The sequence below is a fragment of the Pedobacter segetis genome (assembly GCF_016623585.1).
In the GTDB taxonomy this organism is placed as follows: Bacteria; Bacteroidota; Bacteroidia; order Sphingobacteriales; family Sphingobacteriaceae; genus Pseudopedobacter; species Pseudopedobacter segetis.
In genome coordinates, this window is the sequence record NZ_JAEHFY010000012.1 from 1 (window position 1) to 23,785 (window position 23,785).

Annotated in this window: 18 protein-coding genes; 11 read left to right on the top strand and 7 right to left on the bottom strand. The window is 35.5% G+C overall.

Annotation, left to right across the window (positions count from 1 at the left end):
- Positions 1 to 92 precede the first annotated feature (92 nt).
- Positions 93 to 986, top strand: a complete 894-nt coding sequence (gene meaB / locus I5M32_RS09335; RefSeq protein ID WP_200585968.1) for a methylmalonyl Co-A mutase-associated GTPase MeaB — start codon at positions 93 to 95, stop codon at positions 984 to 986.
- Here meaB and I5M32_RS09340 read toward each other — a convergent pair.
- Positions 973 to 2,262, bottom strand: a complete 1,290-nt coding sequence (locus I5M32_RS09340) for an aminopeptidase P family protein (protein ID WP_200585969.1) — start codon at positions 2,260 to 2,262, stop codon at positions 973 to 975. The two genes, meaB and I5M32_RS09340, sit on opposite strands and share 14 nt — an antisense overlap.
- Before the next feature lie 156 nt (positions 2,263 to 2,418).
- On the opposite strand from I5M32_RS09340, the gene I5M32_RS09345 reads away from it, so the two are divergent.
- From I5M32_RS09345 to I5M32_RS09380, 8 genes are all read left to right on the top strand, one after another.
- Positions 2,419 to 3,867, top strand: a complete 1,449-nt coding sequence (locus tag I5M32_RS09345) for an OmpA family protein (protein ID WP_200585970.1) — start codon at positions 2,419 to 2,421, stop codon at positions 3,865 to 3,867.
- 68 nt (positions 3,868 to 3,935) lie between these two features.
- The gene (locus I5M32_RS09350) at positions 3,936 to 4,079 is read left to right on the top strand and encodes a DUF6728 family protein (protein WP_200585971.1); all 144 of its coding nucleotides are present in this window, start codon (positions 3,936 to 3,938) and stop codon (positions 4,077 to 4,079) included.
- A 3-nt stretch (positions 4,080 to 4,082) separates the two neighbouring features.
- Positions 4,083 to 4,463: a RidA family protein gene (locus tag I5M32_RS09355; protein WP_200585972.1), complete on the top strand. Its 381-nt coding sequence runs from the start codon at positions 4,083 to 4,085 to the stop codon at positions 4,461 to 4,463.
- Positions 4,464 to 5,393, top strand: a complete 930-nt coding sequence (locus tag I5M32_RS09360; protein WP_200585973.1) for an EamA family transporter — start codon at positions 4,464 to 4,466, stop codon at positions 5,391 to 5,393.
- Between the two features lie 2 nt (positions 5,394 to 5,395).
- Positions 5,396 to 7,501, top strand: coding sequence for an ATP-dependent DNA helicase RecG (gene recG / locus I5M32_RS09365; RefSeq protein ID WP_200585974.1), 2,106 nt, complete (start codon positions 5,396 to 5,398; stop codon positions 7,499 to 7,501).
- Between the two features lie 44 nt (positions 7,502 to 7,545).
- Positions 7,546 to 8,940 carry a M20/M25/M40 family metallo-hydrolase gene (locus I5M32_RS09370; protein ID WP_200585975.1) on the top strand — a complete coding sequence of 465 codons (1,395 nt, stop codon included), beginning with the start codon at positions 7,546 to 7,548 and terminating at the stop codon, positions 8,938 to 8,940.
- 87 nt (positions 8,941 to 9,027) lie between these two features.
- Positions 9,028 to 10,218 (top strand): MFS transporter, encoded by a 1,191-nt coding sequence (locus tag I5M32_RS09375; RefSeq protein ID WP_200585976.1) that lies wholly within the window; start codon positions 9,028 to 9,030, stop codon positions 10,216 to 10,218.
- A complete protein-coding gene (locus tag I5M32_RS09380; protein WP_200585977.1) occupies positions 10,219 to 10,983 on the top strand; it encodes a segregation and condensation protein A in 765 nt (254 codons plus the stop codon). It abuts the gene before it with no gap.
- On the opposite strand, the gene I5M32_RS09385 is transcribed toward I5M32_RS09380, so the two are convergent.
- On the bottom strand, positions 10,940 to 11,962 hold the full coding sequence (locus I5M32_RS09385) for a Gfo/Idh/MocA family protein (protein ID WP_200585978.1): 1,023 nt from the start codon (positions 11,960 to 11,962) through the stop codon (positions 10,940 to 10,942). The two genes, I5M32_RS09380 and I5M32_RS09385, sit on opposite strands and share 44 nt — an antisense overlap.
- 127 nt (positions 11,963 to 12,089) lie before the next feature.
- On the opposite strand from I5M32_RS09385, the gene glyA reads away from it, so the two are divergent.
- Positions 12,090 to 13,361, top strand: a complete 1,272-nt coding sequence (gene glyA, locus I5M32_RS09390) for a serine hydroxymethyltransferase (RefSeq protein WP_200585979.1) — start codon at positions 12,090 to 12,092, stop codon at positions 13,359 to 13,361.
- Positions 13,362 to 13,428: 67 nt separating this feature from the next.
- A complete protein-coding gene (locus I5M32_RS09395; RefSeq protein WP_200585980.1) occupies positions 13,429 to 16,143 on the top strand; it encodes a PAS domain-containing hybrid sensor histidine kinase/response regulator in 2,715 nt (904 codons plus the stop codon).
- On the opposite strand, the gene I5M32_RS09400 is transcribed toward I5M32_RS09395, so the two are convergent.
- The 5 genes from I5M32_RS09400 to I5M32_RS09420 form a co-directional block, all read right to left on the bottom strand.
- Positions 16,144 to 17,175 carry a hypothetical protein gene (locus I5M32_RS09400; protein ID WP_200585981.1) on the bottom strand — a complete coding sequence of 344 codons (1,032 nt, stop codon included), beginning with the start codon at positions 17,173 to 17,175 and terminating at the stop codon, positions 16,144 to 16,146.
- Between the two features lie 2 nt (positions 17,176 to 17,177).
- The gene (locus I5M32_RS09405; protein ID WP_200585982.1) at positions 17,178 to 18,905 is read right to left on the bottom strand and encodes an ArnT family glycosyltransferase; all 1,728 of its coding nucleotides are present in this window, start codon (positions 18,903 to 18,905) and stop codon (positions 17,178 to 17,180) included.
- Positions 18,905 to 19,309: a GtrA family protein gene (locus I5M32_RS09410; protein ID WP_200585983.1), complete on the bottom strand. Its 405-nt coding sequence runs from the start codon at positions 19,307 to 19,309 to the stop codon at positions 18,905 to 18,907. The genes I5M32_RS09405 and I5M32_RS09410 overlap by 1 nt, the downstream gene beginning before the upstream one ends.
- Positions 19,310 to 19,372: 63 nt before the next feature.
- The gene (odhB, locus tag I5M32_RS09415) at positions 19,373 to 20,923 is read right to left on the bottom strand and encodes a 2-oxoglutarate dehydrogenase complex dihydrolipoyllysine-residue succinyltransferase (RefSeq protein WP_200585984.1); all 1,551 of its coding nucleotides are present in this window, start codon (positions 20,921 to 20,923) and stop codon (positions 19,373 to 19,375) included.
- Positions 20,924 to 20,946: 23 nt separating this feature from the next.
- Entirely contained in the window at positions 20,947 to 23,751 is a 2,805-nt protein-coding gene (locus I5M32_RS09420) for a 2-oxoglutarate dehydrogenase E1 component (protein WP_200585985.1), read from the bottom strand.
- Positions 23,752 to 23,785 lie beyond the last annotated feature (34 nt).

A 23,785-nucleotide genomic window follows, 5' to 3' on the forward strand; every position in this document is an offset into this window, starting at 1 on the left:
TTTCTAATAAAATTAACCCTGTTTGTTTTTGGTTTGCAATTAAGCAAAGCAATTAACTAGCAACTTGAATTAATTAGGGTAAAGTTATATTAATGTTAGATAAGAAGAAACCAATACTAGCGCAATTGCGGCAAGGTAATTACAAAACTTTAGCTCGTTTGCTTACCATAGTAGAAAATAATTTGGCTTTCGCCGATGATTATCTAAAGGCATTAGAAATCAAAAACATCCCGGTTATTGGGATAACAGGGCCACCCGGGGCAGGGAAAAGCACATTGGTAAATGCCTTATTGATCAATTTGGCAAAAGAAAACAAAATAGCGGTTTTGGCCGTAGATCCAACCTCACCATTTAATATGGGTTCTCTTCTGGGCGATAGGATAAGGATGATCAGCCAGTTTAATAACCCCAATGTATTTATAAGATCTATTGCAACTCGTGGTTCTTTAGGTGGTTTATCGGTAAAAACCATAGAAATGGTAGATGTTTTAAAAGCTGCCGATTTTGATTATATCTTTATAGAAACCGTTGGGGTTGGGCAATCTGAAGTTGAGGTTGCCGGTTTGGCGGATGTAAGTGTGGTAGTTTTGGTGCCAGAGGCAGGTGATGATATCCAAAGCATAAAATCTGGTTTAATGGAAATTGCCGATGTTTTTGTGGTTAATAAATCTGATAGGGAAGGAGCGCAAACGTTTGCCAATCATTTAAAAAAATTGGTACATCACCAAACTAAAAAAATTTCAGTGATTTCTACCGTTGCCCATCAAAATGAGGGAATACAACAATTGATAGATGGGATAAAGGATTTCCAAATTGGAGCAAATCTGAAAAAACCATTTTTATTAGCAGAGAAAGCTTGGCGTTTGATCCAAAATGATAGCATGAAAGGTATTAAAAAAGAAAAGCTTCAGCAAAAGATCACTGAAGCATTAGAAAAACCAGATTTTAACTTATATAGGTTTGTAGCCGAATTTAAGAGTTCATGATTTCTTCAATCTCATCAGCCTCTATGGGGATATTTGCCATTAGATCAACAGGGCCATCTTTAGTAATCAAGATATTGTTTTCTAACCTAATTCCCAAACCCTCGTTTAAGATATAAATACCGGGTTCGCAAGTTAAAATGTTACCAAGGGCAAAAGGTTGGTACCTGCTCGCAAAATCATGAACATCTAAACCTAGATGATGTGAGGTGCCATGCATAAAGTATTTTTTGTAAGCAGGCATTTTTGGGTTTTGTTTTTCTACATCATGTTTATCTAAAAGTCCTAATTTAATCAATTCAGAGGTCATTATTTTTCCAACCTCTTCATGGTAGTCGTTCCAGATTGTTCCAGAAACAAGCATTTTGGTTGCCTCTTTCATTACATGCAGAACCGCATTATAAACGTCTTTCTGTCTTTTGGTAAATTTTCCGTTAACAGGTATGCTTCGGCTCATATCTGCATTATAATTGGCGTATTCTGCTCCAAAATCGAATAGAATTACTTCCCCATCTTTACATTCTTCCTTGTTATCGTTATAATGTAGCACACACGCATTTTTACCAGCTGCAATTATCGGCGAATAGGCATGCCCCGTAGATTGCTGTTTAATAAATTCATGGATGATCTCTGCTTCAATCTCATATTCTTTTACCCCCGGCTTAACAAATTTTAAAACTCTTTTAAAGGCATCTTTGGTAATATCGCAGGCTTTTTGGGTGTAAGCCACCTCAAAATCAGATTTTATAGGCCTTAATTCCCTAAAGATCAAAGCTGCCCTCTCATAATGGTGTAAAGGGTATCTTGATTTTATTTCATTAATAAACCTCAAATCTTTATACGGCACTATTGGCGCATACCTATCATTTTCATTGGTGTTTATATATATATGAGTAGCATAATGGATAACGGAAGATAAAATATTCCAAAATTCATCAACCCAATAAATGTTTTCTATACCAGAAATGGCTCTTGCTTCTTCTATGGTGTACTTGTGCCCCTCCCAAATGGCAATATGTTCATTGGTCTGTCTTAAAAACAGGACTTCTCTGTATAGTGGATTAGGACAATCTGGGAAAATTATCAAGATTGATTGCTCTTGATCTATCCCAGAAAGGTAAAAAAAATCGGGATTTTGTTTAAAATTATAAATTTGATCGCCACTTCTAGGAAATTCGTCATTAGAATTGATAATCGCAACGGCGTTTTTCTTAATTCTAGAGGAAAAATTTTTTCTATTTATCTTAAACAATTCATTTTTCTCAATCTGTACTTTCATTTTAATTAATATATATTTTAAAGATAAATTAATTTAAGTTATTTTTGCGGAGATTAAAAGTTTGGAATGAAGTTTGAATATTTGCTGATGTCAAACTTATAATTAATTTTACAAATAATTAAGCAATTAAGAATTGTTAACCTTAAAAAAAAAATGATGAATTATTCTACATTAAAAAAAACAGTTGCTTTGTCTCTTGCCACTGCTTTTGCTATAGCAGCAAACGCCCAAGACACAATGCCAACTACAAGCTCTGCCAAAACATTTGGTGGTAGATCACAGTACCGTACTTGGACTTTAGGTTTGAATGGCGGTGGTACAGTTCCGGTTGTTATTACTGGTGGTACAAACGATTTCGGAAGAAACGTTAAATTTGGAGAATATACTGTTGGTGCTTATTACGGACTTAGTTTAAGAAAACAATTAGGTCATGTATTTGGCCTCCAAGGTAACCTTTACAGAGGTCATGTTATTTCTTACAACAAAAATTCTGGAACCAGCTTAACTGGTGGATCTGGTATTTACAGTTCTACAGAAACTAAAGTTCAATATGATGCTAATTTGTCAGGTGTTTTCACTTTAGGATCTATTGATTTCTTAAATAGAAAAAATGCAGTTAATTTCTACGCAACCGTTGGTTACGGAATTATAGCTTATAACCCAGTAGTTTTCTCTACTTACGGTGTAGCAGACGCTACTCACCCATTTGTTGATGGTAAAGGTAGCTACGGCGATCCGGGCGAAAATCACGATTATATAAAAGAGGCTTACATTCCTGTTGGAGTAGGTGTTAAATTTAAACTAAGCGATAGAGTTGCAATAGATTTAGGTTACGATGCTAAATTTATTGATGGCGATAACTTTGATGGTGTTTACGCAGGTGGTACTTCAAAAGATAAATTTTCTGTTGCACATGCTGGTTTAGAGTTCTCTTTAGGTTCAAAATCAAAACCAGATTTAACTTGGTCTAACCCAATTGCAATGATGTACGATGAATTAAAAGATCCTACATTACGTCAAGAAGTTGAAGCATTGAAAGGTCGTGTAACTAACGTTGAACAAGCTGTTGAGGATATGAAAAAAGATTCTGATGGTGATGGAGTTGCTGATTATTTAGACAAATGCCCAAATACTCCGGCCGGAGCTAAAGTTGATGGTGCTGGTTGTGAGTTAGATACAGATGGTGATGGTGTGCCAGATTGGAAAGACAAATGCCCTACAGAAAAAGGAACAGCAGAATTGAACGGTTGCCCAGCAATGGAAACAGCAACAATGGAAGGTGTAAGCAATATCCAGTTTGAATATAACTCATCTGTATTAAGAACTTCTTCTTATGCAACTTTAGATAAAGTTTCTTCATCAATGAGAGCAGATAACAACATGATGTTGCAATTAGATGGTCATGCTTCTGCAGAAGGAACCGATGCTTACAATATGCAATTATCTATTGATAGAGCAAACGCAGTAAAAACTTACCTAGTTAATTCAGGAGTTGATGCGAAAAGAATTGCAACAAAAGGTTACGGAGAAACACGTCCTATTGCTTCAAATGCAACTGAAGAAGGTCGTGAGTTAAACCGTCGTGTTGAGTTCAGACAAAAATAATTAGATTTTTAATCTATATTAAAGGGAGTTCTTAACAGACTCCCTTTTTTTATTTATAATTTTATCAAATGTATTTTTTTAGAAAAAAAGACCCAAACCGCCCAGATAACTTTAACTTACGGGCTATGCACTGGATAAACCGCATAGCCATTACCGTATTTATCCTAGGTGTAATATGGAAATTGATAGATATTTTAATCTTAGAAAAATAAGTGATGAAGAAGGTGATCAAAACAGAAAATGCCCCAGCACCCATTGGGCCATATAACCAAGCAATTTTGGCGCATGATACTTTATATATATCTGGTCAAATCGCTATTGATCCCAAAACGGGGCAAGTTGTAAATGATTCTTTAGAAGAAGAAACCCTTCAAGTTTTAGAAAACCTAAAAGCGGTTTTAGAAGCTGCGGGTTTATCTTTTAAAAACATCGTAAAAACCTCAATATTTTTGAGTGATATGGATTATTTTTCTAAAGTAAATGAAATTTATGGTAATTATTTTGAAGGGGAGTTCCCTGCCAGGGAAACTTTAGCAGTTAAAACATTGCCTAAAAATGTAAATGTAGAAATATCTGCAATAGCCGTTAAGTTTTAGATGAGTAAAAAGGCCATTGGCTTATTAGCAGCATTATCGGCTAATGTTATCTGGGGTTTTATGTCTATACCCCTTAGGCAAATTAAAAATTATGATGCAAATCAAATTTTATATTATAGGATAGCGGTCTCTTTTTTCATCTGTCTCTTTTATATTCTGCTGTTCAGGAGAAAAAGTTTGTTAAACGATATAAATGCGTTTAGCGGTTTAAAACGGGGGGATTTAAAACAAACTGCTATTTTAATTTTGTTATCAGGAGTTTTTATTACGCTAAATTGGTTCTCATTTATCTATGTGATCAATAATGTAAATATAAAATCTGCTGCTTTCGCCTACATGGTTTGCCCTCTCATAACGGCATTGGGAGGTTACTTTCTGTTAAAAGAGAATTTATCTGTTACAAAGTTTGTTGCAATTGGTATAGCGATAATTTCTATCATATTGTTATCAACCGGTTCTTTAAAAGATACCCTCTGTTCTGTACTCATAGCTTTTTTTTATAGCTTTTTTCTAATCATTCAGCGCAAGGTGCAAGGGATAAATAAGTTAAATATGCTATTTGTACAACTTGTTATCGCTATGCTGATTATTGCACCCATATTTTTTTTATTCCCAGAAGCTTTCCCAAAAGAACCCATCTTTTGGTTAAACATTATACTCATTTCAACGGTATTTACTATTTTACCTTTGCTGCTGAGCTTATATGCCTTAGAAAGTTTGCCATCATCAACAGTAGGGATATTAATTTATATTAACCCGATTGTTGTTTTTAATGTGGCATTTTTTTATTTTAAAGAAACGGTTCGGCCGTACCAGATAATGGCTTACTCAATTTTAGTATTAGCCGTAATTCTCTTTAACTATAAAATTTTACTAAAGGGTTTTGGTAAAATCAAATCGAATAACAATAATAATATACCAGTACAATAGCATTGATTGAGCAAATACTTAAAAGCCCAATAGCCTATTTAAAAGGGGTAGGCCCACAAAGAGCCGAAATCCTGAAAAAGGAAATCGGTATCTATACCTATTCAGATTTATTAACCTATTATCCATTTAGGTACATAGACAAAACAAAGTTTTATAAAATAAATCAAATAGATGTAGATCTGCCGTTTATCCAGGTTTTGGTTAGGTTAAGATCATTTGAAATTATCGGGGAAAAAAGAACCAAACGCTTAATTGCCCAAGCTATTGATGATACCGGGGAGATAGAATTAATTTGGTTCCAAGGCATAAACTGGCTTCAAAAAAACCTTCGGGCTAACCAAGTTTACATCATATTTGGTAAGGCAGTTTTGTTTAATGGCAAAGTTCAGATGGCTCATCCAGAAATGGAAAGTTATAATAAAAACGCCATTAGCAAAGGTAACCTTAGGTTACAACCGGTTTATTCATCAACAGAGAAATTAAAGCAATATAGTTTAGATAGTAAAGGCATCCAAAAAATAATGTCTAATCTTTTAGATGTTTGTTTAGATCAAATTCAAGAAAGTTTACCTTTTTATTTGATAGAGAAATATAAACTTTATAAACAGCAACAGGCTATTCAAAACATTCATTTCCCTCTTGATGCCCACAACCTAAAGAAAGCCCAAAGCACCTTAAAATTTGAGGAATTATTTCTTATACAATTTAGGATGTTGAAGGCCAAAATGCTGAGGACAGAAAAATATAAAGGAAATATATTTAGCAACGTTGGCGAAAAGTTTAATTATTTCTATAATAATTTGTTGCCCTTTGAGCTGACAAATGCTCAAAAGAAAGTAATTAAAGAGATTAGGTTTGATACCCAAAGAGGTGCGCAAATGAATAGATTAGTGCAAGGTGATGTTGGATCGGGGAAAACCATTGTTGCGCTAATGGCCATGCTTTTGGCAATTGATAATGGCTTCCAAGCCTGCTTAATGGCACCAACAGAGATTTTGGCCACACAACACTATCATTCTTTAAAGGCTTTACTTCCCAATGATTTTGTAACAATATCTTTGTTAACAGGCTCTACCAAAAAAAAGGACAGAAAGATAATTGCAGAAAACTTAGCTTCTGGGAAGCTTTCTATATTGATAGGCACACACGCCTTGATTGAAGAGCCCGTTAAATTCAAAAATCTGGGATTTGCCGTAATTGATGAACAACATAGGTTTGGGGTAGAACAAAGGGCAAAACTTTGGAAGAAAAACAATATCCCCCCACATATTTTAGTGATGACAGCTACCCCTATCCCAAGAACATTAGCCATGACGCTTTATGGGGACCTAGATATTTCTGTGATCGATGAATTGCCAGCTGGGAGAAAACCCATAGAAACAAAACACCTTTTTGAAAGCCAAAGACTAAGGATGTTTGGCTTTATGAAACAAGAAATAGCTAAAGGGCGGCAGGTTTACATTGTTTATCCTTTAATACAAGAAAGCGCAAAGCTTGATCTAAAGAATCTGTTAGATGGTGTAGATACCATGAGTAAGGAGTTTCCGCTTCCGCAGTATAAAATAAGCATAGTTCATGGGCAACTAAAGGCGGCAGAAAAAGAATTTGAGATGCAGCGTTTTGTGAAAGGAGAAACCCAGATCATGGTGGCAACAACAGTTATAGAAGTTGGTGTAAATGTTCCAAACGCATCGGTTATGATTATAGAAAATGCCGAACGCTTTGGCTTGTCTCAATTGCATCAACTACGTGGGAGAGTAGGGAGAGGGGCAGAGCAATCTTATTGTATTTTAATGTCTGGCGATAAATTGAGCAAAGACGGGAGGATAAGATTAGATACCATGGTACGCAGTAACGATGGTTTTGAAATTGCAGAGATAGACTTGCAGTTACGTGGGCCAGGGAATATTGAAGGTAAACAACAAAGTGGCGTAATGGATTTAAAATTAGCAGATTTAGCCACAGACCAAACAATTTTAAACGAAGCCAGGCTAAGTGTGCTAGATATTTTTGATAAAGACCCTAATCTAGAACTGCCAGAGCATCAAATATTGAAGTCTATATCTCAAAATTCTGATAACGGTATTATGTTAAATAAAATATCTTGATGTTTTAATAATTCGATACATTTACAATCTTAATTTTTATAAATATGATCAAAATCTTTAAAAAAGCTCTTTTTACGATAGCTGTTATTTTAATTTTTAACACCGTTAAAGCTCAAGATTCTTTAATGTTAAGAAATATCTATGATAATGCTTTAGTTAGGGGAGAAGCTTATGAAAACTTGAGGCATCTTTGTAAAAATATTGGGCCACGGTTAAGTGGTTCTGCTAATGCACAAAAAGCAGTAGATTGGGGTAAAAAACTTATGGAGTCTTATGGGTTTGATAAAGTGTATTTACAGGAGTGTATGGTGCCACATTGGGTTAGGGGAGAAAAAGAGGTTGGGAAAATTATAAATGGGAAAACAGAAATCAATGTTCCTATTTGTGCATTGGGAATGTCTCCTGCAACTCCAAAAAACGGCTTAAAAGCAAAAATAATAGAGGTTAAGAGTTTAGAAGAATTAGCTTCACTCGGCGAAAGCCTGGTAAAAGGCAAAATCGTGTTTTTTAATAGACCTTTTGATCAAAGATTTATAGAAACCGGTAGAGCATACGGAGCCGCAGGCGATCAAAGATTTAAAGGCCCGGCAGAGGCAGCAAAATATGGTGCAGTTGGTGTTATCGTAAGATCGCTTTCTAGCACTTTAGATGATTATCCCCATACAGGGACAACCATATTTCCTGAAGGATCAAAAAAAATACCTGCAGCGGCAATTTCTACAAAAGCGGCAAACCAACTCAGCAATTTGTTAAGATTAAAAAAATTGCCAGAGATACAGTTTTACTTTAAACAAAATTGCCAACTTTTACCAGATGTGAAATCTTACAACGTGGTAGGAGAGATAACCGGGACAGAAAAGCCCAATGAATTTATTACGGTTGGAGGCCATTTAGATTCTTGGGATTTGGCAGAAGGTGCCCATGATGATGGTACCGGTGTGGTACAAGGAGTAGAAGTATTGAGAATTTATAAATCTTTGGGGCTAAAACCAAAACACGCTATTAGAGCGGTAATGTTTATGAACGAAGAAAATGGAGGAAGAGGTGGCGAGAAATATACAGAATTAGCGCAAAAAAATAAGGAAATCCATATTGCGGCCATAGAGTCTGATGGTGGCGGTTTTACGCCGAGGGGATTTAGTTTTCAAGATGTAACGCAAAAAGGTATTATAAAAATCAATGAGGATTGGAAGCATTTATTTACCCCATATCTTGGCGATTTATTAACCATAGGAGGGAGCGGAAGCGATATTGAACCTCTTTCTGTTTATAAAGACGCAGTATTGATTGGTTTTAGAGCAGATTCTCAAAGATATTTTGATATACACCATACGCCAAATGATGTTTTTGAAAACGTGAACAAAAGAGAGTTAGAATTGGGGGCAGCATCTATGGCCTCTCTGGTTTATTTGATAGACAATTACGGTATCACTCATTAAATTATTTTTTTGGAACCAAATCTTACTAATTTTAAGAAAGACCCCTATATATCTCTTAGGTTTAAAGAATTTAGATCGTATTTAATCATGCGATTTTTCTTAACCATAGGCTACCAAGTGCAAGGTGTAATAATTGGCTGGTACATTTACAAACTAACCAGAGACCCGCTTTCATTAGGTTTAATTGGCTTGGCCGAAGCTATCCCAGCTATTGGTATTGCATTATATGGGGGCTACATTGCCGATAAATCGAACAAAAAAACATTGCTTCAGAAAGTTGTAGGCTTAATTCTATTGTCATCAACAATACTGTTTATAATCACATTACCTGCCATAACAAATCAGCTTGGGCAATCTTTGATCATTTCTATTATTTATTTAATGATTTTTGTGAACGGTATGGCAAGGGGTTTTTATGCCCCAACTGCTTTTTCATTAATGGCAATGATCATCCCCAGAGAGCATTATCCAAATTCATCTACCTGGAATAGCTCTGCATGGCAAATCGCATCTATTGGCGGCCCTGCGATAGGCGGTTTATTGTATGGCTTTGCAGGCCTTAATCATTCTTTCTTCTTTATATTGATTTGTTTATCAATATCTTTTATTTCTACTTTCTTTTTTAAGAGTAGGCCGGCAACCTATGTACAAACCACCAATATTTTTCAAAGTTTATCTGAAGGTTTAAAGTTTGTTTTTAAAACAAAAATGCTTTTGGGTGCTTTAAGCTTAGATTTATTTTCGGTGTTTTTTGGCGGTGCGGTAGCTTTGATACCGGTTATAGCTACAGAAATATTACATGTTGGTGCAACAGAATTTGGCTTTTTAAGAGCAGCACCAGCTGTGGGTGCGGTAGTAACCATGTTATTCATGACCCGTTTCTCGCCCATGGGAAAACCTTGGAGAAACTTGCTTTTTGCGGTAACTGGCTTTGGGATTTCTATTATATGTTATGGCTTATCCACAAATTTTTATCTTACCCTTTTCTTTTTGTTTTTAGAAGGGGCTTTTGATAGCGTAAGTGTAATCATAAGATCAACAATTTTGCAGATCTTAACCCCTGATGATATGCGTGGCAGGGTTTCGGCAGTTAATTCCATGTTCATTGGGTCATCTAATGAGATAGGCCAGTTTGAGTCTGGTTTGACCGCAAAATTGATGCGCACTGTGCCAGCTGTAGTTTTCGGCGGCACCATGACTTTGATCGTTGCAGGCACAACTTGGCTAAAAACAAAAAAATTAGTGCCTTTAACTTTAGATGATATCAATAAATCTTAAATGATGGAGCAAATAAAAGAGTTTTCGATCAAACTTCCCATTTTTGAAGGCCCTTTTGATTTATTGCTTTTTTTTATCGAGAAAGATGAACTGGATATTTACAACATACCTATCGCAAAAATAACCGATGACTTTTTAAATTACCTGCATCAGCTTGCTTCTTTAAACATAGAATTAGCCAGTGAATTTATTTACGTAGCCGCTACTTTAATGCGTATAAAGGCAAAAATGCTTTTACCAAGACCAGATTTAAACGAATACGGGGAAGAGGTAGATTTACAAAAAGATCTGATACAGCGTTTAATAGAATATAAAAGGTATAAAAAAGCAGTAGAAAATTTTAAGATCTTAGAAGAAGAAAGGATATCTAAAAGCCGTAGAGGTAATATCAATGAAGATATTGATGGTTTACTGTCTCAGTCAACTTCAAATTTAGAAGATTTTTCTTCTTTTGATCTTTATAAATTGTTGAAGGCCTATTTAAAAGCAATAAAAAACCACGAAATAAAAACCAATGAGGTTAAACATACCGTTACAAAATATCCTTACAGTATTGAGGAGCAAAAGGCAGAAATTAAAGCTTTAATGGCTATAAATGATAAATTGGAGTTTAGAGATTTACTCAAAATATCAAAAGATAAAGTTCAGTTTGTTTATAATTTTTTGGCCATGCTAGAGCTGTTGCAGCAGCAATTAATTAAAATACAAGTTGGGTTGGGTTTTAATAACTTTTGGCTTCAGCATAAAGAACAGCCTGCTCAATAAAGTGGATAACATTTAACTCATCAACCAAACCAATTTCTGGCACCTTATCTTGTAGTAGGCACTCGATAACATTTTTTAAGAAAACATCATGCTTATCTGCCGAACCTTTATAATAACTATAATTATTGGCTTGGGTAACCTTGTCAAAAACCGGGACTTCAAATTCTTTCTCAAGATTTACGAAATCTAGTTTTTCCATATATTGGCCACCCACCTTAACGTTTCCTTTAGTTCCAATAATGGTTAAGCTGCTTTCAATATTTGTTTGGTAAGCCGCATTGGTAAAAGTGAAAACACCTTTCCCAACAGGGTTTAAATTAAAATTGATGATTCCGCTATCTTTAAATTCTGTTTGTATTTGTTGGTTGAGCGAAAAAAACTCACTTTTTACTTCATAAGGATTACCACAGATCCATATCATTAAATCTATAAAATGGCTAAATTGCGAGTAAAGCGGCCCTCCTCCCAGTTCTTTGCTAGCCCTCCAAGGAGAGTCTTCGTAATATTTACTGTTTCTGTTCCAAAAACAATTTATTTGTAATAATAAAATATTGCCAAGCAGCTTTTGATCCATTAGTTTTTTTAGCCACAAAGCAACTGGGCTATATCTGTTTTGCATCACGGCAAAAACCTTTTTGCCAGAAACTTTTTCGGCTTCAATCATTTTCAGCACATCATCTACCTCTAACGCAACTGGTTTTTCACAAATTACATGGTAGCCCGCATTTAAGCAAGAAATAGTATGAGACGGGTGCAACCCATTTGGGGTACAGATACAAATTACGTCTGCAGGAATTCTAGCGCTGATAAAATCTTCTAAAGATGTGAAAAAAGGAATTAATTTAGCTATGGATTTACGCCGGCCAAAATTAACATCCACTATCGCAACCAATTCTGCATTTGGTAACTCATTCAATAGCGTTACGTACTTTGTGCCAATATTGCCCACCCCAACAATTACGAAGTTAATTTTATTCATGTATGGTTTTATTCAAATAATGGCTTAAAATTTATAATTTAGGGCATCCAAAAGCATTGGTTTTGAAAGTAATAATTTTGGTTTAGGCTGCTAATAAACGTAATAATATTAAAAATATATAAATTAAATGAAAAAAGACAAAGTTATTTTTGACCTTATAGAAAAAGAAAAAAACAGACAAGAAAACGGGATAGAACTAATTGCATCAGAAAACTTTGTTAGTAAGCAAGTTATGGAAGCGGCCGGTTCTGTTTTAACCAATAAATATGCAGAAGGGCTGCCCAATAAAAGATATTATGGGGGCTGTGAGGTGGTTGATGAAATTGAGACAATAGCAATAGACAGGGCAAAAGAATTGTTTAACGCAGCTTGGGCAAACGTACAGCCTCATTCTGGCGCACAAGCAAATGCCGCTGTTTTATTAGCGGTTTTAAACGCTGGCGATAAAATTTTAGGTTTTGACCTTTCACACGGTGGGCACCTTACGCATGGTTCGCCGGTAAATTTTTCTGGTAAATTATATCAACCGTTTTTTTACGGAGTAGAAGAAGAAACGGGCTTGATCAACTATAAGCAATTAGAAGAAGTTGCGCTTAAAGAAAAACCAAAATTGATCATTTGCGGTGCTTCGGCTTATTCTAGAGATTGGGATTATGCCTTCATAAGAAAAGTGGCAGATAAAATCGGTGCATTGGTTTTGGCAGATATTTCACATCCTTCAGGTTTAATTGCCAGGGGTTTATTAGCAGACCCACTTCCGCATTGCCATATTGTTACCACCACAACCCATAAAACTTTAAGAGGCCCAAGAGGCGGTTTAATTATGATGGGAAAAGATTTTGAAAACCCATGGGGCATCAAAACTCCGAAAGGAGAAGTGAAAATGATGTCGGCATTATTAGACGGGGCAGTTTTCCCGGGTACACAAGGCGGCCCTTTAGAGCATATCATTGCAGCTAAAGCTATTGCATTTGGCGAAGCTTTAAGCGATGATTATATGGATTATATCGTTCAGGTAAAGAAAAACGCAGATGCTATGGCCCAAGCCTTGGTTGCCAAAGATTACAAGCTGATTTCTGGCGGCACCGATAACCATTTGATGTTGATAGATTTGAGCAATAAGAACATCACCGGAAAACTTGCCGAAGAAACATTGGGCAAAGCCGATATTACGGTGAATAAAAACATGGTGCCATTTGATAAACGCTCTCCCTTTGTTACATCTGGCATAAGGGTGGGTACTGCTGCCATAACTTCAAGAGGGTTGAAAGAAAACGATATGTTATTGATAGTGGATTTTATTGATCAGGCACTAATCAATCACGCTGATGTATCTTTCTTAGAAACTTTACGTATGAAGGTTAATAAACTAATGGCTAAACACCCATTATATAGATAACCTAAGCTTAATTTTATAATTGATTGCTGAAGAAACATACCTAACTACGATTCATGCGGTGGCAAACATGTCATTATATGACCTGTTTAATGAAAATTCTGAAAAGGACTTTATCCCAATTCTGAAATCTGCATGTTATGTTTCTGGCTGTAAAAATGCTTCTATATCTTTTATTAAAGATGATTTCCAAGATGTGAGATATACCGAAGGCAACATTGACCCAGTTAATTTACGTTTATCTAGGTCAATTTGTAAATTTACGGTAGAGAGTGAAGACGGATTTTTACAAATACAATCTCTTAAAACAGACCCTAAAACCAAAGAACTAATCCATGATCCTAATTTCCCTTTTAACTTTTATGCAGGCTTAAAATTTGAAACCTCTGATAACGACTTAACTGGTACCCTGTGCCTATTAGATGAAGGATCCAAAACATTGGATCAGCATCAAATTGAAGCATTAAGAAACATTGCCGATCAGTTAGTTAATGTTTTGGATTTGAGAAAGAAGGATTTAGAAGGTCAGAAAGATAAGGTAAAAAAAGAAGAGTTCAATATCCTCTTTAACTCTTCGCCAGATCTGATCTGTATCCTAGATGAAAATCAGAAAATTTTAAACATAAACAACGCATCAGAGAAAATTTTAGGTTTTAACCCCCAAGAATGTTTGGGGATGGATATCGCAAAGTTTGTTTTCCACGAAGATAAATTTAACGTTCTTAGGTCTGCTAATGAGGCATTATCAAACGGAAGTAAAAATTTTGAGGTAGAAACGCGTTTAATTTCCAAAACCGGGGAAATTAAATGGATCAGTTGGAACGCCGTTACCAAAAAACGTACCTGGTTTATTATAGGTAGAGAAGTAACCAAGCAAAAAGAATTGATTAGAAATTTAAACCAACTTTCTACGGTTGCTAGCAAGATCAATAACGGCGTTGTGATTAGCAATAACAAAAGCGAGGTGGTTTGGGTAAACGATGCTTTCGTTAAAATTACGGGGTATAGCCTTAATGATATTATCGATAAGAAATTGGGAGATGTTATTAGTGCATCAAACTCTTCCCAAAAGAGGGTAGAAGAAGCCAGAAAAGCAACTGAAAATAAGCAATCTTTTTCTGTTGAACTGCTAGCGAACAGAAAAGATGGCAAGCCGATATGGCTTTCTGTATTTAACACTATTATTTTAGATGAGCAAGGCGAGATAGAAAGCCTCATAGAGATTATCGTAGATATAACCGATAGAAAGCTATCAGAAGAAAAGTTAGAATTACTTTCTTTGGTGGCAAGCGAAACAGAAATTGGCGTATGTATAAGCGATCAAAATGGCAAAGTAAATTGGATCAATGATTCTTTGGTTAAATTATTAGGCTATCAATTAGAAGAAGTGGTTGGCAAACGCCTAGGTGATTTAGCCAACAGTAGTGAAACAGATTTAGATACAATAAGAGAGGGTAGAGAAAAAGCAGCCAACCTAATTCCTTTTAATATTGAAATAAAAGTAAATAAGAAAGATGGTTCTGAAGTATGGCTTTCTGTTTCAAATACACCTATTCATGATGAGAAGCAAGATGTTTATAAACAGATAGAGATCATATCGGATATAACCCAACGCAAACTGGCAGAATTCCAGCTTGTAGAGGCCAAAGAACAGGCTATACAATTAAGTAAGGCCAAAGAAATGTTCTTATCGGTAATGAGCCATGAGATAAGAACGCCTTTAAATGCCATTATTGGTTTATCTAATATCTTAAATGATGAGGAAAAGCTAGAATCACAAAACCATACCATTAAACTATTAAAATTTTCATCAGATAACCTATTGGCCTTGATCAACGATATCCTAGATTTTTCTAAGATAGAGGTAGGTAAAATGGAATTGGAAAATAAAAGGCTTTCTATCAATGATTTAATCAAGGATATTGCAGATTCCCTGATTTTTAAAGTCAAGGAAAAAAATATAGAAATAATATACGAGGTTGACCCTAACATCCCTGCCTTGGTTAGGGGAGATAAAACGCGTTTGTACCAGATCCTTATCAACCTGATCAATAACGCTATTAAATTTACGGATAAGGGATTTGTAAAGATTACGGCAGATTTAATAAGCATCGATAAAGAACATACAAGGCTAAACTTTAAGGTTATAGATACGGGTATCGGAATACCAGAGGATAAGTATGATTATATTTTTGAGTCTTTTACGCAAGCGGCTACCAATACGGCAAGGAAGTACGGTGGTTCTGGCTTAGGGCTATCCATTACCAAAAGATTGATACAACTCTACCATGGATCCATAAAAGTAAATAGCGAACTGGAAAAAGGCACTACTTTTGAATTTGACCTAAGGTTTAATAATTTTATCGATCTAGAGCAAAATCAGGTGGATCAAACAAAGCAACAAGATACATTAAAAGCCAAAATTCTGGTAGTTGATGATAATGAAATCAATAGGATATTGGCAATAAAGGTGCTAACCAGATATGGTTTAGAGGTTATACCTGCCGATAGCGGTTTTAAAGCCATAGAATTACTACAAGCCAAAGATTTTGACTTGGTTTTGATGGATGTTCACATGCCGGAAATGACGGGTTATGAAACCGTGAAAAAACTGAGAGAGGATAACGACGAGTATTTTGATAAACTCCCGATCATTGCCCTTACGGCCTCTATACTTAAAGAAGATATTAATGAGATCAATGCAAACGGAATGATTGATTATCAATTAAAACCGTTTAAACCAGACGAACTGGTTGCTAAAATAGCCAAGTATATCAAAAAATAGTTACTGTTTTTTCTTCAGGTCTTTTTTGCCGGAGATATTATACCTTAAGAAAAAAGCCTGTTGATTATCTAAAACGCCTTCTAAGAAGTGGTAGCTAAACACAAACTTACCTTCTAAATTTTTGTATTTTATTGCGGTATAGCCTAAATCAACCCTATCGTAATAGCCATGGGTGGTATAAAATGAGTCTCCATAAATGATATGGTGTGGGTTGCCGTTATAAAAAGTATTCTTTACGCTAAATTTTTTATAAGAGGCATATAAGTTAGAAATAAACCCGGCCGGTGTGTTAAAGGAAGAGGATATAGCCCTGGTTCTTTCGATAGAGAACATCACACCGCCACTTAGGGTTAAAGAATCTAAAATTGTTTTTTTGGATAGGTCCAAGCCAACTTCGGCCTGCAAACCACCGTTATCTTGCAGAAAATCTCCCGGTATAGGTATCCCTGCCCCGGCGTTATGGTACATAAAAGCATAATGGGATAAAAAGAACATACCGGGTTGGTACTTTCCAGAAAAACCAAATAAGAACGTTTCCTTATCTTTTGCGGTTTGCCTGCTGGTCCAATCTAGCCAAACAGTTTCTCTAAATTGCTTTGTTTGATATTTAACCAACATCCCTTCAATATTGGGTCTATAATAATTTAATGAATCTCTTAATAAACCTACGGGATAATCCGTCAATAAATTTAACCTCGGGAAAGAGCCAATAAAAAAACTCCAGTTGTTTTTTTCATGCTCGTAGTAAATTACGGGATCAACTCTATCAAAAAAGGTATGCTTTTGCGATCCAAATTCATACAGGGCATTAAAACCTATCCTAAACCTGTTAAAGCTATCTAACTTAAGGCCAATTTCGGGAGAAATGCGGTTGCCAAATATGGTTTGGGAAAACCTTTTAGACCTGGCATATTCTCTATTATCCATAAAACCAAAATAGTTAAGGTTTCCCTCAATTGTTTGCGATTTTGCGCTAAAAACTAATGTAGATAACAATGTTGATAGGATGAAGCTTATTTTTTTGATGCTCATATTTATTTAACTTTAAGGGAAATCATTTTGCTGTTTCTGGTACCTTTAAAGGGCTTTGTTTTTATTGATATAAATAACTTATAATCTCCCGCTTTATTTGGCGATTTAATATTGAGGTTAACTTTCTTTGTTTCGTTGGCTTTTAACGAAATTGCCTTTAAAGAATCTGGCAAAGCCGATAAGCTAATCATTTTACCGTTTTGCATTAAACCGTATTGAAAACTACATTTCCATTCTTGATCATCATCAGAAAATGAAACGGTTTTTTGGTACGGGTTTCTGATGGTAAAGGCAACAAGCCTGGTTTCGTTTTTATCCCATTGTTTTGGGAAATTTATAGGGTCAAAATATATCTTGGGATAAAACCTAACATGGTTTATTAAGGTGAGATGGTAGGCCCCTTTAATGGTTTTTACAGTTTGTTGATTTTTGCCTGTTGCTTTTCCATCTTCAATTAAAAACACGCTTTTACCTTGTATCTCATTTTCTAAAGGCCAAAGATCATATTGTGTTTGCCTGTAAGCAATAGAATTATAGGCATCTGCTTTTAAAGATCGGGTGTAAAAATTATAATAAGAAGCTTTTTGGAAACCGTCTAAAAAAATCACAGGTTTGTTTTCTGTTACCTCTTTTAGCTGATTTGCCCAAACATCATAATTTTGAAATTCGGCAACAAATTTTATTTTATTGGCGGCAGGGATAAATCCCATAATGATCAACCTGGCCAAAATTATCAAGAATATATTTATCCCAAACAACCACTTAAATTTAGAAACATGTGCCGTATTGTTACTGGCATAAACATAAGCCAAAATAAACAATGCAATAAACTCTATCAAAGGCCATTGGGCTTGTACCCTGCCTTTAAAAGTGCTGATAAAGAAAAAAATTAAAACCCCGTATAAAATGAATTTTAAAGATCTTAAAAACGCATCGGGCTTACTTTTTACCTTAAAACCGTAATAAAAAAACAACCAACCAACTAAAGGCCCCATCATCAATAATTGGTCTAAAAAGTATTGCGAAGTATAATCAAACCTATAAGGTGTTGCTGATCGATCAATAATATGGTAATAAAAAGAAGGGAAATTATTGAGGTATTGCCAGTATAAATGCGGTAAGCAAATTAAGATACCCAAAGAAATTACCAAATAAAAAGATTTTCTTTTAAATAAATTAAGATTAGAGATTAGTACAAAAAATATCACTAATATTCCATGATATTTGCTCATCATTAATGCTCCGCATACCAAACCCAACAGAATTGCCCAATATAATTTATCTTCTTTTAGATAAATCTGATAGAGGTATAAAAACAATATGGTAAAAAAGAATAGCGGCACATCTGGTGTGGTAATGAATGCGTAAACATGAAACATTAACACAGCGCTTACCATTAAGATAAACAATGGGACGTTTTGGTTATACTTTTTAACTATTTGGTATAGAATTATAAGCGCACCTAAATTGCTAATCACAGTAATTAACCTAAGCCCTAATGTGTTTTGGAATATTGCATAACCACCTTTAATAAATAATGCAACCATTGGCGGATGATCAAAATATCCCCAATCTAAAAACTTAGAATAGATCCAGTAATAAGCTTCATCTGGGTGTAAACCAGTAAAATAAGATTGTAAAAGATTGAGTACAAAAGTTAAGACAAGAAATAAGATAAAGAGGTTCTTGCTATTAACATCAGTAACCGTATTTTTCAAAAACTTATCCATTAGGCTGCAAAAGTATAAATATAGTTTGCAAAAAAGTTCCATAAAGAAACGGCAACAATTGCGAATACTTTTGATAGGTAAAAATTGATCTTCAATTTATCGTTTAAAAAATAGATGATCAGATTATTGAAGATTAAACCCACCAATGCAATAGCGAAAAATTTACCGAATTGCTGAAATGCTTTTGGATCGTGGCTTTGGAAAGTCCAGTACCTGTTTAGCAAATAGTTGGTTAAAGTAGCCAACAAAAAACCACAAGAATTGGCTACGTATTTATGGATCTTTACTTTTTCTTTTAGTAGCCACGTTGTTCCAAAATCAACAAAAATACCAGAAATGCCAACAATGCCAAATCTTATAAATTTGAAAATAAGGTCTTTAGAAAAAGTAACTATAAGATTCATTAACAGTTGTAAAAAGAAAAACCTCTAATCTCTCAGAGGTTTTTATGTTTATTTTTATCGATTTTAAACTCCTAATAATAACCTGGCGGGATCTTCTAACAATTGCTTAACCCTTACCAAAAAGCCTACGGATTCTCTACCATCAATTACCCTGTGATCATAAGATAATGCCAAATACATCATCGGAAGAATAACAACCTGGCCGTTTACTGCCATTGGGCGTTCTACTATGTTGTGCATCCCCAAAATTGCAGACTGTGGGGCGTTAATGATTGGTGTTGACATCATAGAACCAAATATACCACCATTAGTTATCGTAAAGGTTCCACCTGTCATCTCATCAATCCCTAATTTACCTTCGCGGGCCTTAACCGCCAATCTAATAACTTCTTTTTCAATCTCTGCTAAAGATAAACTATCTGCATTTCTTATTACAGGTACCACCAATCCTTTTGGTGCAGATACCGCAATTGAAACATCGGCAAAATTGCTGAAAACCAATTCTTCGCCTTCTATTCTTGCGCCAACAGATGGGAAATCTTTTAACGCTTCGGTAACTGCCTTTGTAAAAAACGACATGAAACCTAAACCAACGCCATGTTTTTCTTTAAATTGATCTTTATATTTCTTCCTTAGTTCCATCACCGGTCCCATGTTAACTTCGTTAAAGGTTGTTAACATGGCGGTTTCATTCTTTACGGTAACCAAGCGTTTAGAAATGGTTTTTCGTAAAGAGGTCATCTTTTCACGACGCTCATCTCTATTTCCAGAAGTTGGCTGTGAAGCAGATGTGCTTCCAGAAGATTTAGATATTGTTGAGCCTTCTACCTTCGTCTTTTGATCTTCAACTTTTTGGGCATTAATGGCATCTTCTTTTGTAATGCGGCCATCAACTCCAGTACTTTTCACATCTTTTGCATCAATACCTTTTTCTGCTAAAATTTTTGCGGCGGCAGGTGATGGCGATTTATCTGCATAAGAAGTATTAGATTTTTCAGTTTTTGAATTGCTCTCTGCTTCTGGCTTTTGGCTTTCAGCATTTTGTGCGCCTCTTCCAGAAATTTTAGCTACCACAGCACCAATCTCTAAGGTATCGCCTTCTTTTGCTATTAAACTTAAAATTCCCGCACTTTCTGCTGGTAATTCAAAAGTAGCCTTATCAGATTCTAGTTCGGCAATAACCTCATCCATCTCTACGCTATCACCTTCTTGTTTTAACCATTTTGTTAGGGTAACTTCTGTAATAGATTCTCCAACCGAAGGGACTTTTATTTCTTTCGTTTCACTGCTCTCGGCTTTTGGTTCTTCACTTGCGGCCTTCTCTACGTCTTGTTTTTCGCTTTTGGCTTTTGCCTTTTGGCTGTCGGTTTTAACAGGATCGCCGTCTTCAATACTACAAACAACAGCTCCAATTTCTAAAGTATCGCCTTCATTTGCGATCAACTTTAAAGTACCAGATGCTTCTGCTGGTAATTCAAAAGTAGCCTTGTCAGATTCTAACTCAGCAATTACCTCGTCCATTTCTACATGGTCGCCTTCTTTTTTTAACCATTTGGCCAGTACTACCTCTGTAATTGATTCGCCAACTGAAGGCACCTTTATATCTAAGCTCATAAATTTAAGAATATGATTTTCTATTAATCAACTTTGGCCGTTTTTGCCATTGCAGATTTTTTAATAACTTCTTTAACTTTTTCTACGTTTTTAATCTCAAATGCTTTGGCAACAATTGCGGCTTGTTCTGCCAAATGTTGTTTGGCAAAACCAGTTGCTGGGCTGCTAGATGGCTTTCTTGATATTACATCAAAATTAAAATCTGATTTTCTAAAAATCCTTGATATGAATGGCCAAGCGCCCATGTTTTCTGATTCCTCTTGCACCCAAACAAATTCTGCATTTTTATATTTTTTCCTGATTTTTTCTAATTGATCATAAGGCGTTGGATAAACCTGTTCTAACCTTACTATAGCAACATCATTTCTTTTGCTTTTTTCTTGCTCTTCTAATAAATCGTAATAAATTTTACCAAAAGATATTAAAACTCGTTTAACATTTACAGCTTTAACATTCTCATCATCAATTACTTCTTGAAACTTACCGTCTGTAAAATCTTTTAAGGGAGAAACACATTTAGGAAATCTCAATAGGCTTTTTGGCGAGAAAACTACTAAAGGTTTACGAATTTCTCTTATTAATTGTCTGCGTAGGGCATGGAAGAATTGGGCCGGTGTGGTGCAATTGATCACTTGCATATTATATTCTGCACAAAGCTCTAAGAAACGTTCTATCCTTGCTGAAGAATGTTCTGGCCCTTGCCCTTCATAACCGTGAGGTAAAAGCATAACCAATCCGTTTGCCCTTTGCCATTTTGTTTCGGCAGCAGAGATGTACTGATCCAGGATAATTTGCGCACCATTAAAGAAATCGCCAAACTGCGCTTCCCAAATTGTTAAAGCATTTGGGTTTGCCATGGCGTAACCATACTCGAAACCTAGAACACCATATTCTGAGAGGTGAGAGTTATAGATTTCAAACGGGGCTTGATCTTTTGCCAAGTTTGATAATGGTGTATATTCTTCTTCAGAATCTTCTACTTTCACTACGGCATGTCTGTGCGAGAAAGTCCCTCTTTCTACATCTTGTCCGCTCATTCTCACTCTTTTGCCATCATTTATAACGCTGGCATAAGCTACCAATTCTCCCATGGCCCAATCAAAAACATGGGTTTCTTCGGCCATTTTTAATCGCTCTTTAAACAAACGATCAATTTTTGAAAGGAAATTTTTATCTTTTGGTAAAGTAGAAATACTTTTTGCAAGCTTTAAAAACGTTTCTTTATCGATAGCTGTATTTGGAGATGATTCAAAATCTTCTGGTTTAGAAAAACGCATAGCTGTCCATGCTCCAGAAAATGCAGGGTTTGATGGTGCGCCTTCATCTTCTTTAGATTCGTTTAATCTTTCTTGTAAAAGGGCCTTAAACTCCTTTTCCATCTGCTTTGCCAAATTATTATCAACCGTACCAGAAGAAAGCAGTTTTTCTACATAAATTTCTCTTGGGTTTGGGTGGTTTTCTATGGTTTTATAAAGTATCGGCTGTGTAAACCTAGGCTCATCAGACTCATTGTGGCCGTATCTACGATAGCAAAGAATATCTATAAAAACATCGTTATGGAAACGTTGGCGATATTCCATCGCCATATTTATGGCATAAACCAACTCTTCTACATCGTCTCCGTTTACATGGAAAACAGGCGATAAAGTTACTTTGGCGATATCTGTACAATAGGTAGAAGATCTTGCATCTTTATAATTGGTGGTAAAGCCAATTTGATTATTGATGACCAAATGGATGGTGCCGCCGGTAGAGTAAGCATCTAACTTAGACATTTGCAAAACCTCATAAACTATGCCCTGCCCCGCAATAGAAGCATCGCCATGCAATAAAATAGGTGCAATCTTTTTATAATCGCTATCATATTTTAAATCCATCTTAGAGCGTGTAATCCCTTCTACCACGGCAGAAACCGTTTCTAAATGTGATGGATTTGGGCAAAGGCTTAAATGAACTTTTTGGTTATTAGAGGTTTCTACATCGGTAGAAAAACCAAGATGATATTTTACGTCGCCACCAAACGGAAGGTCTTTATTGTACTTCCCTTCAAACTCAGAGAAAATATCTTTATAGGTTTTACCCATAATGTTGGCCAATACGTTTAGCCGCCCTCTATGTGCCATTCCTATTACAAATTCCTGGATCCCTAAAGCTGCCCCTTTTTCTATAACAGAATCTAATGCAGGGATCAAGGCTTCTGCGCCTTCTAAAGAAAATCTTTTCTGGCCTAAAAATTTGGTACCTAAAAAACTCTCAAATGCAACCGCTTGGTTTAATTTTAGTAGGATCCTTTTTTTTGTCTCAACATCAAAATCTGGTTTGTTCCTAGATTTTTCCATGCGATCTTCAAACCATTTAAGTTTGATGGGGTTACGCATATAGCGATATTCTATCCCTAAAGATTGGCAATAGGTATCTTCTAAAAGTTGTTTAATTTCCCTTAAAGTGGCATTGGGGCCTAACCCAACTTCTACACCGGCCTTAAAAACGGTATCCAGATCGGCTTCTGTAAAGCCAAAAGTCTCTAATTCTTTGCCTGGGAAATATTGCCTCCTCTCTCTTACCGGATTTGTTTTAGTAAATAAATGCCCACGATCTCTGTATCCATTGATCATGTTTAGAGCATTTATTTCTTTTAAAACATGATCAGAAGAGCTAGAAGAAGTATTGCCAGTAGATGCTTCTTTGTCTGATTGTTGACCAAAATCAAAACCTTCAAAGAATTTTTGCCAACCAAAATCAACCGAATCTGGGTTTTGTTGGTAAGATTGGTATAAGGAATCTATGTATGCCGAATCGGCGTTGCTTAGATAAGATAAACTATCCATCAAAAAAAAATATTTTTATTGGTTGCAAAAGTAA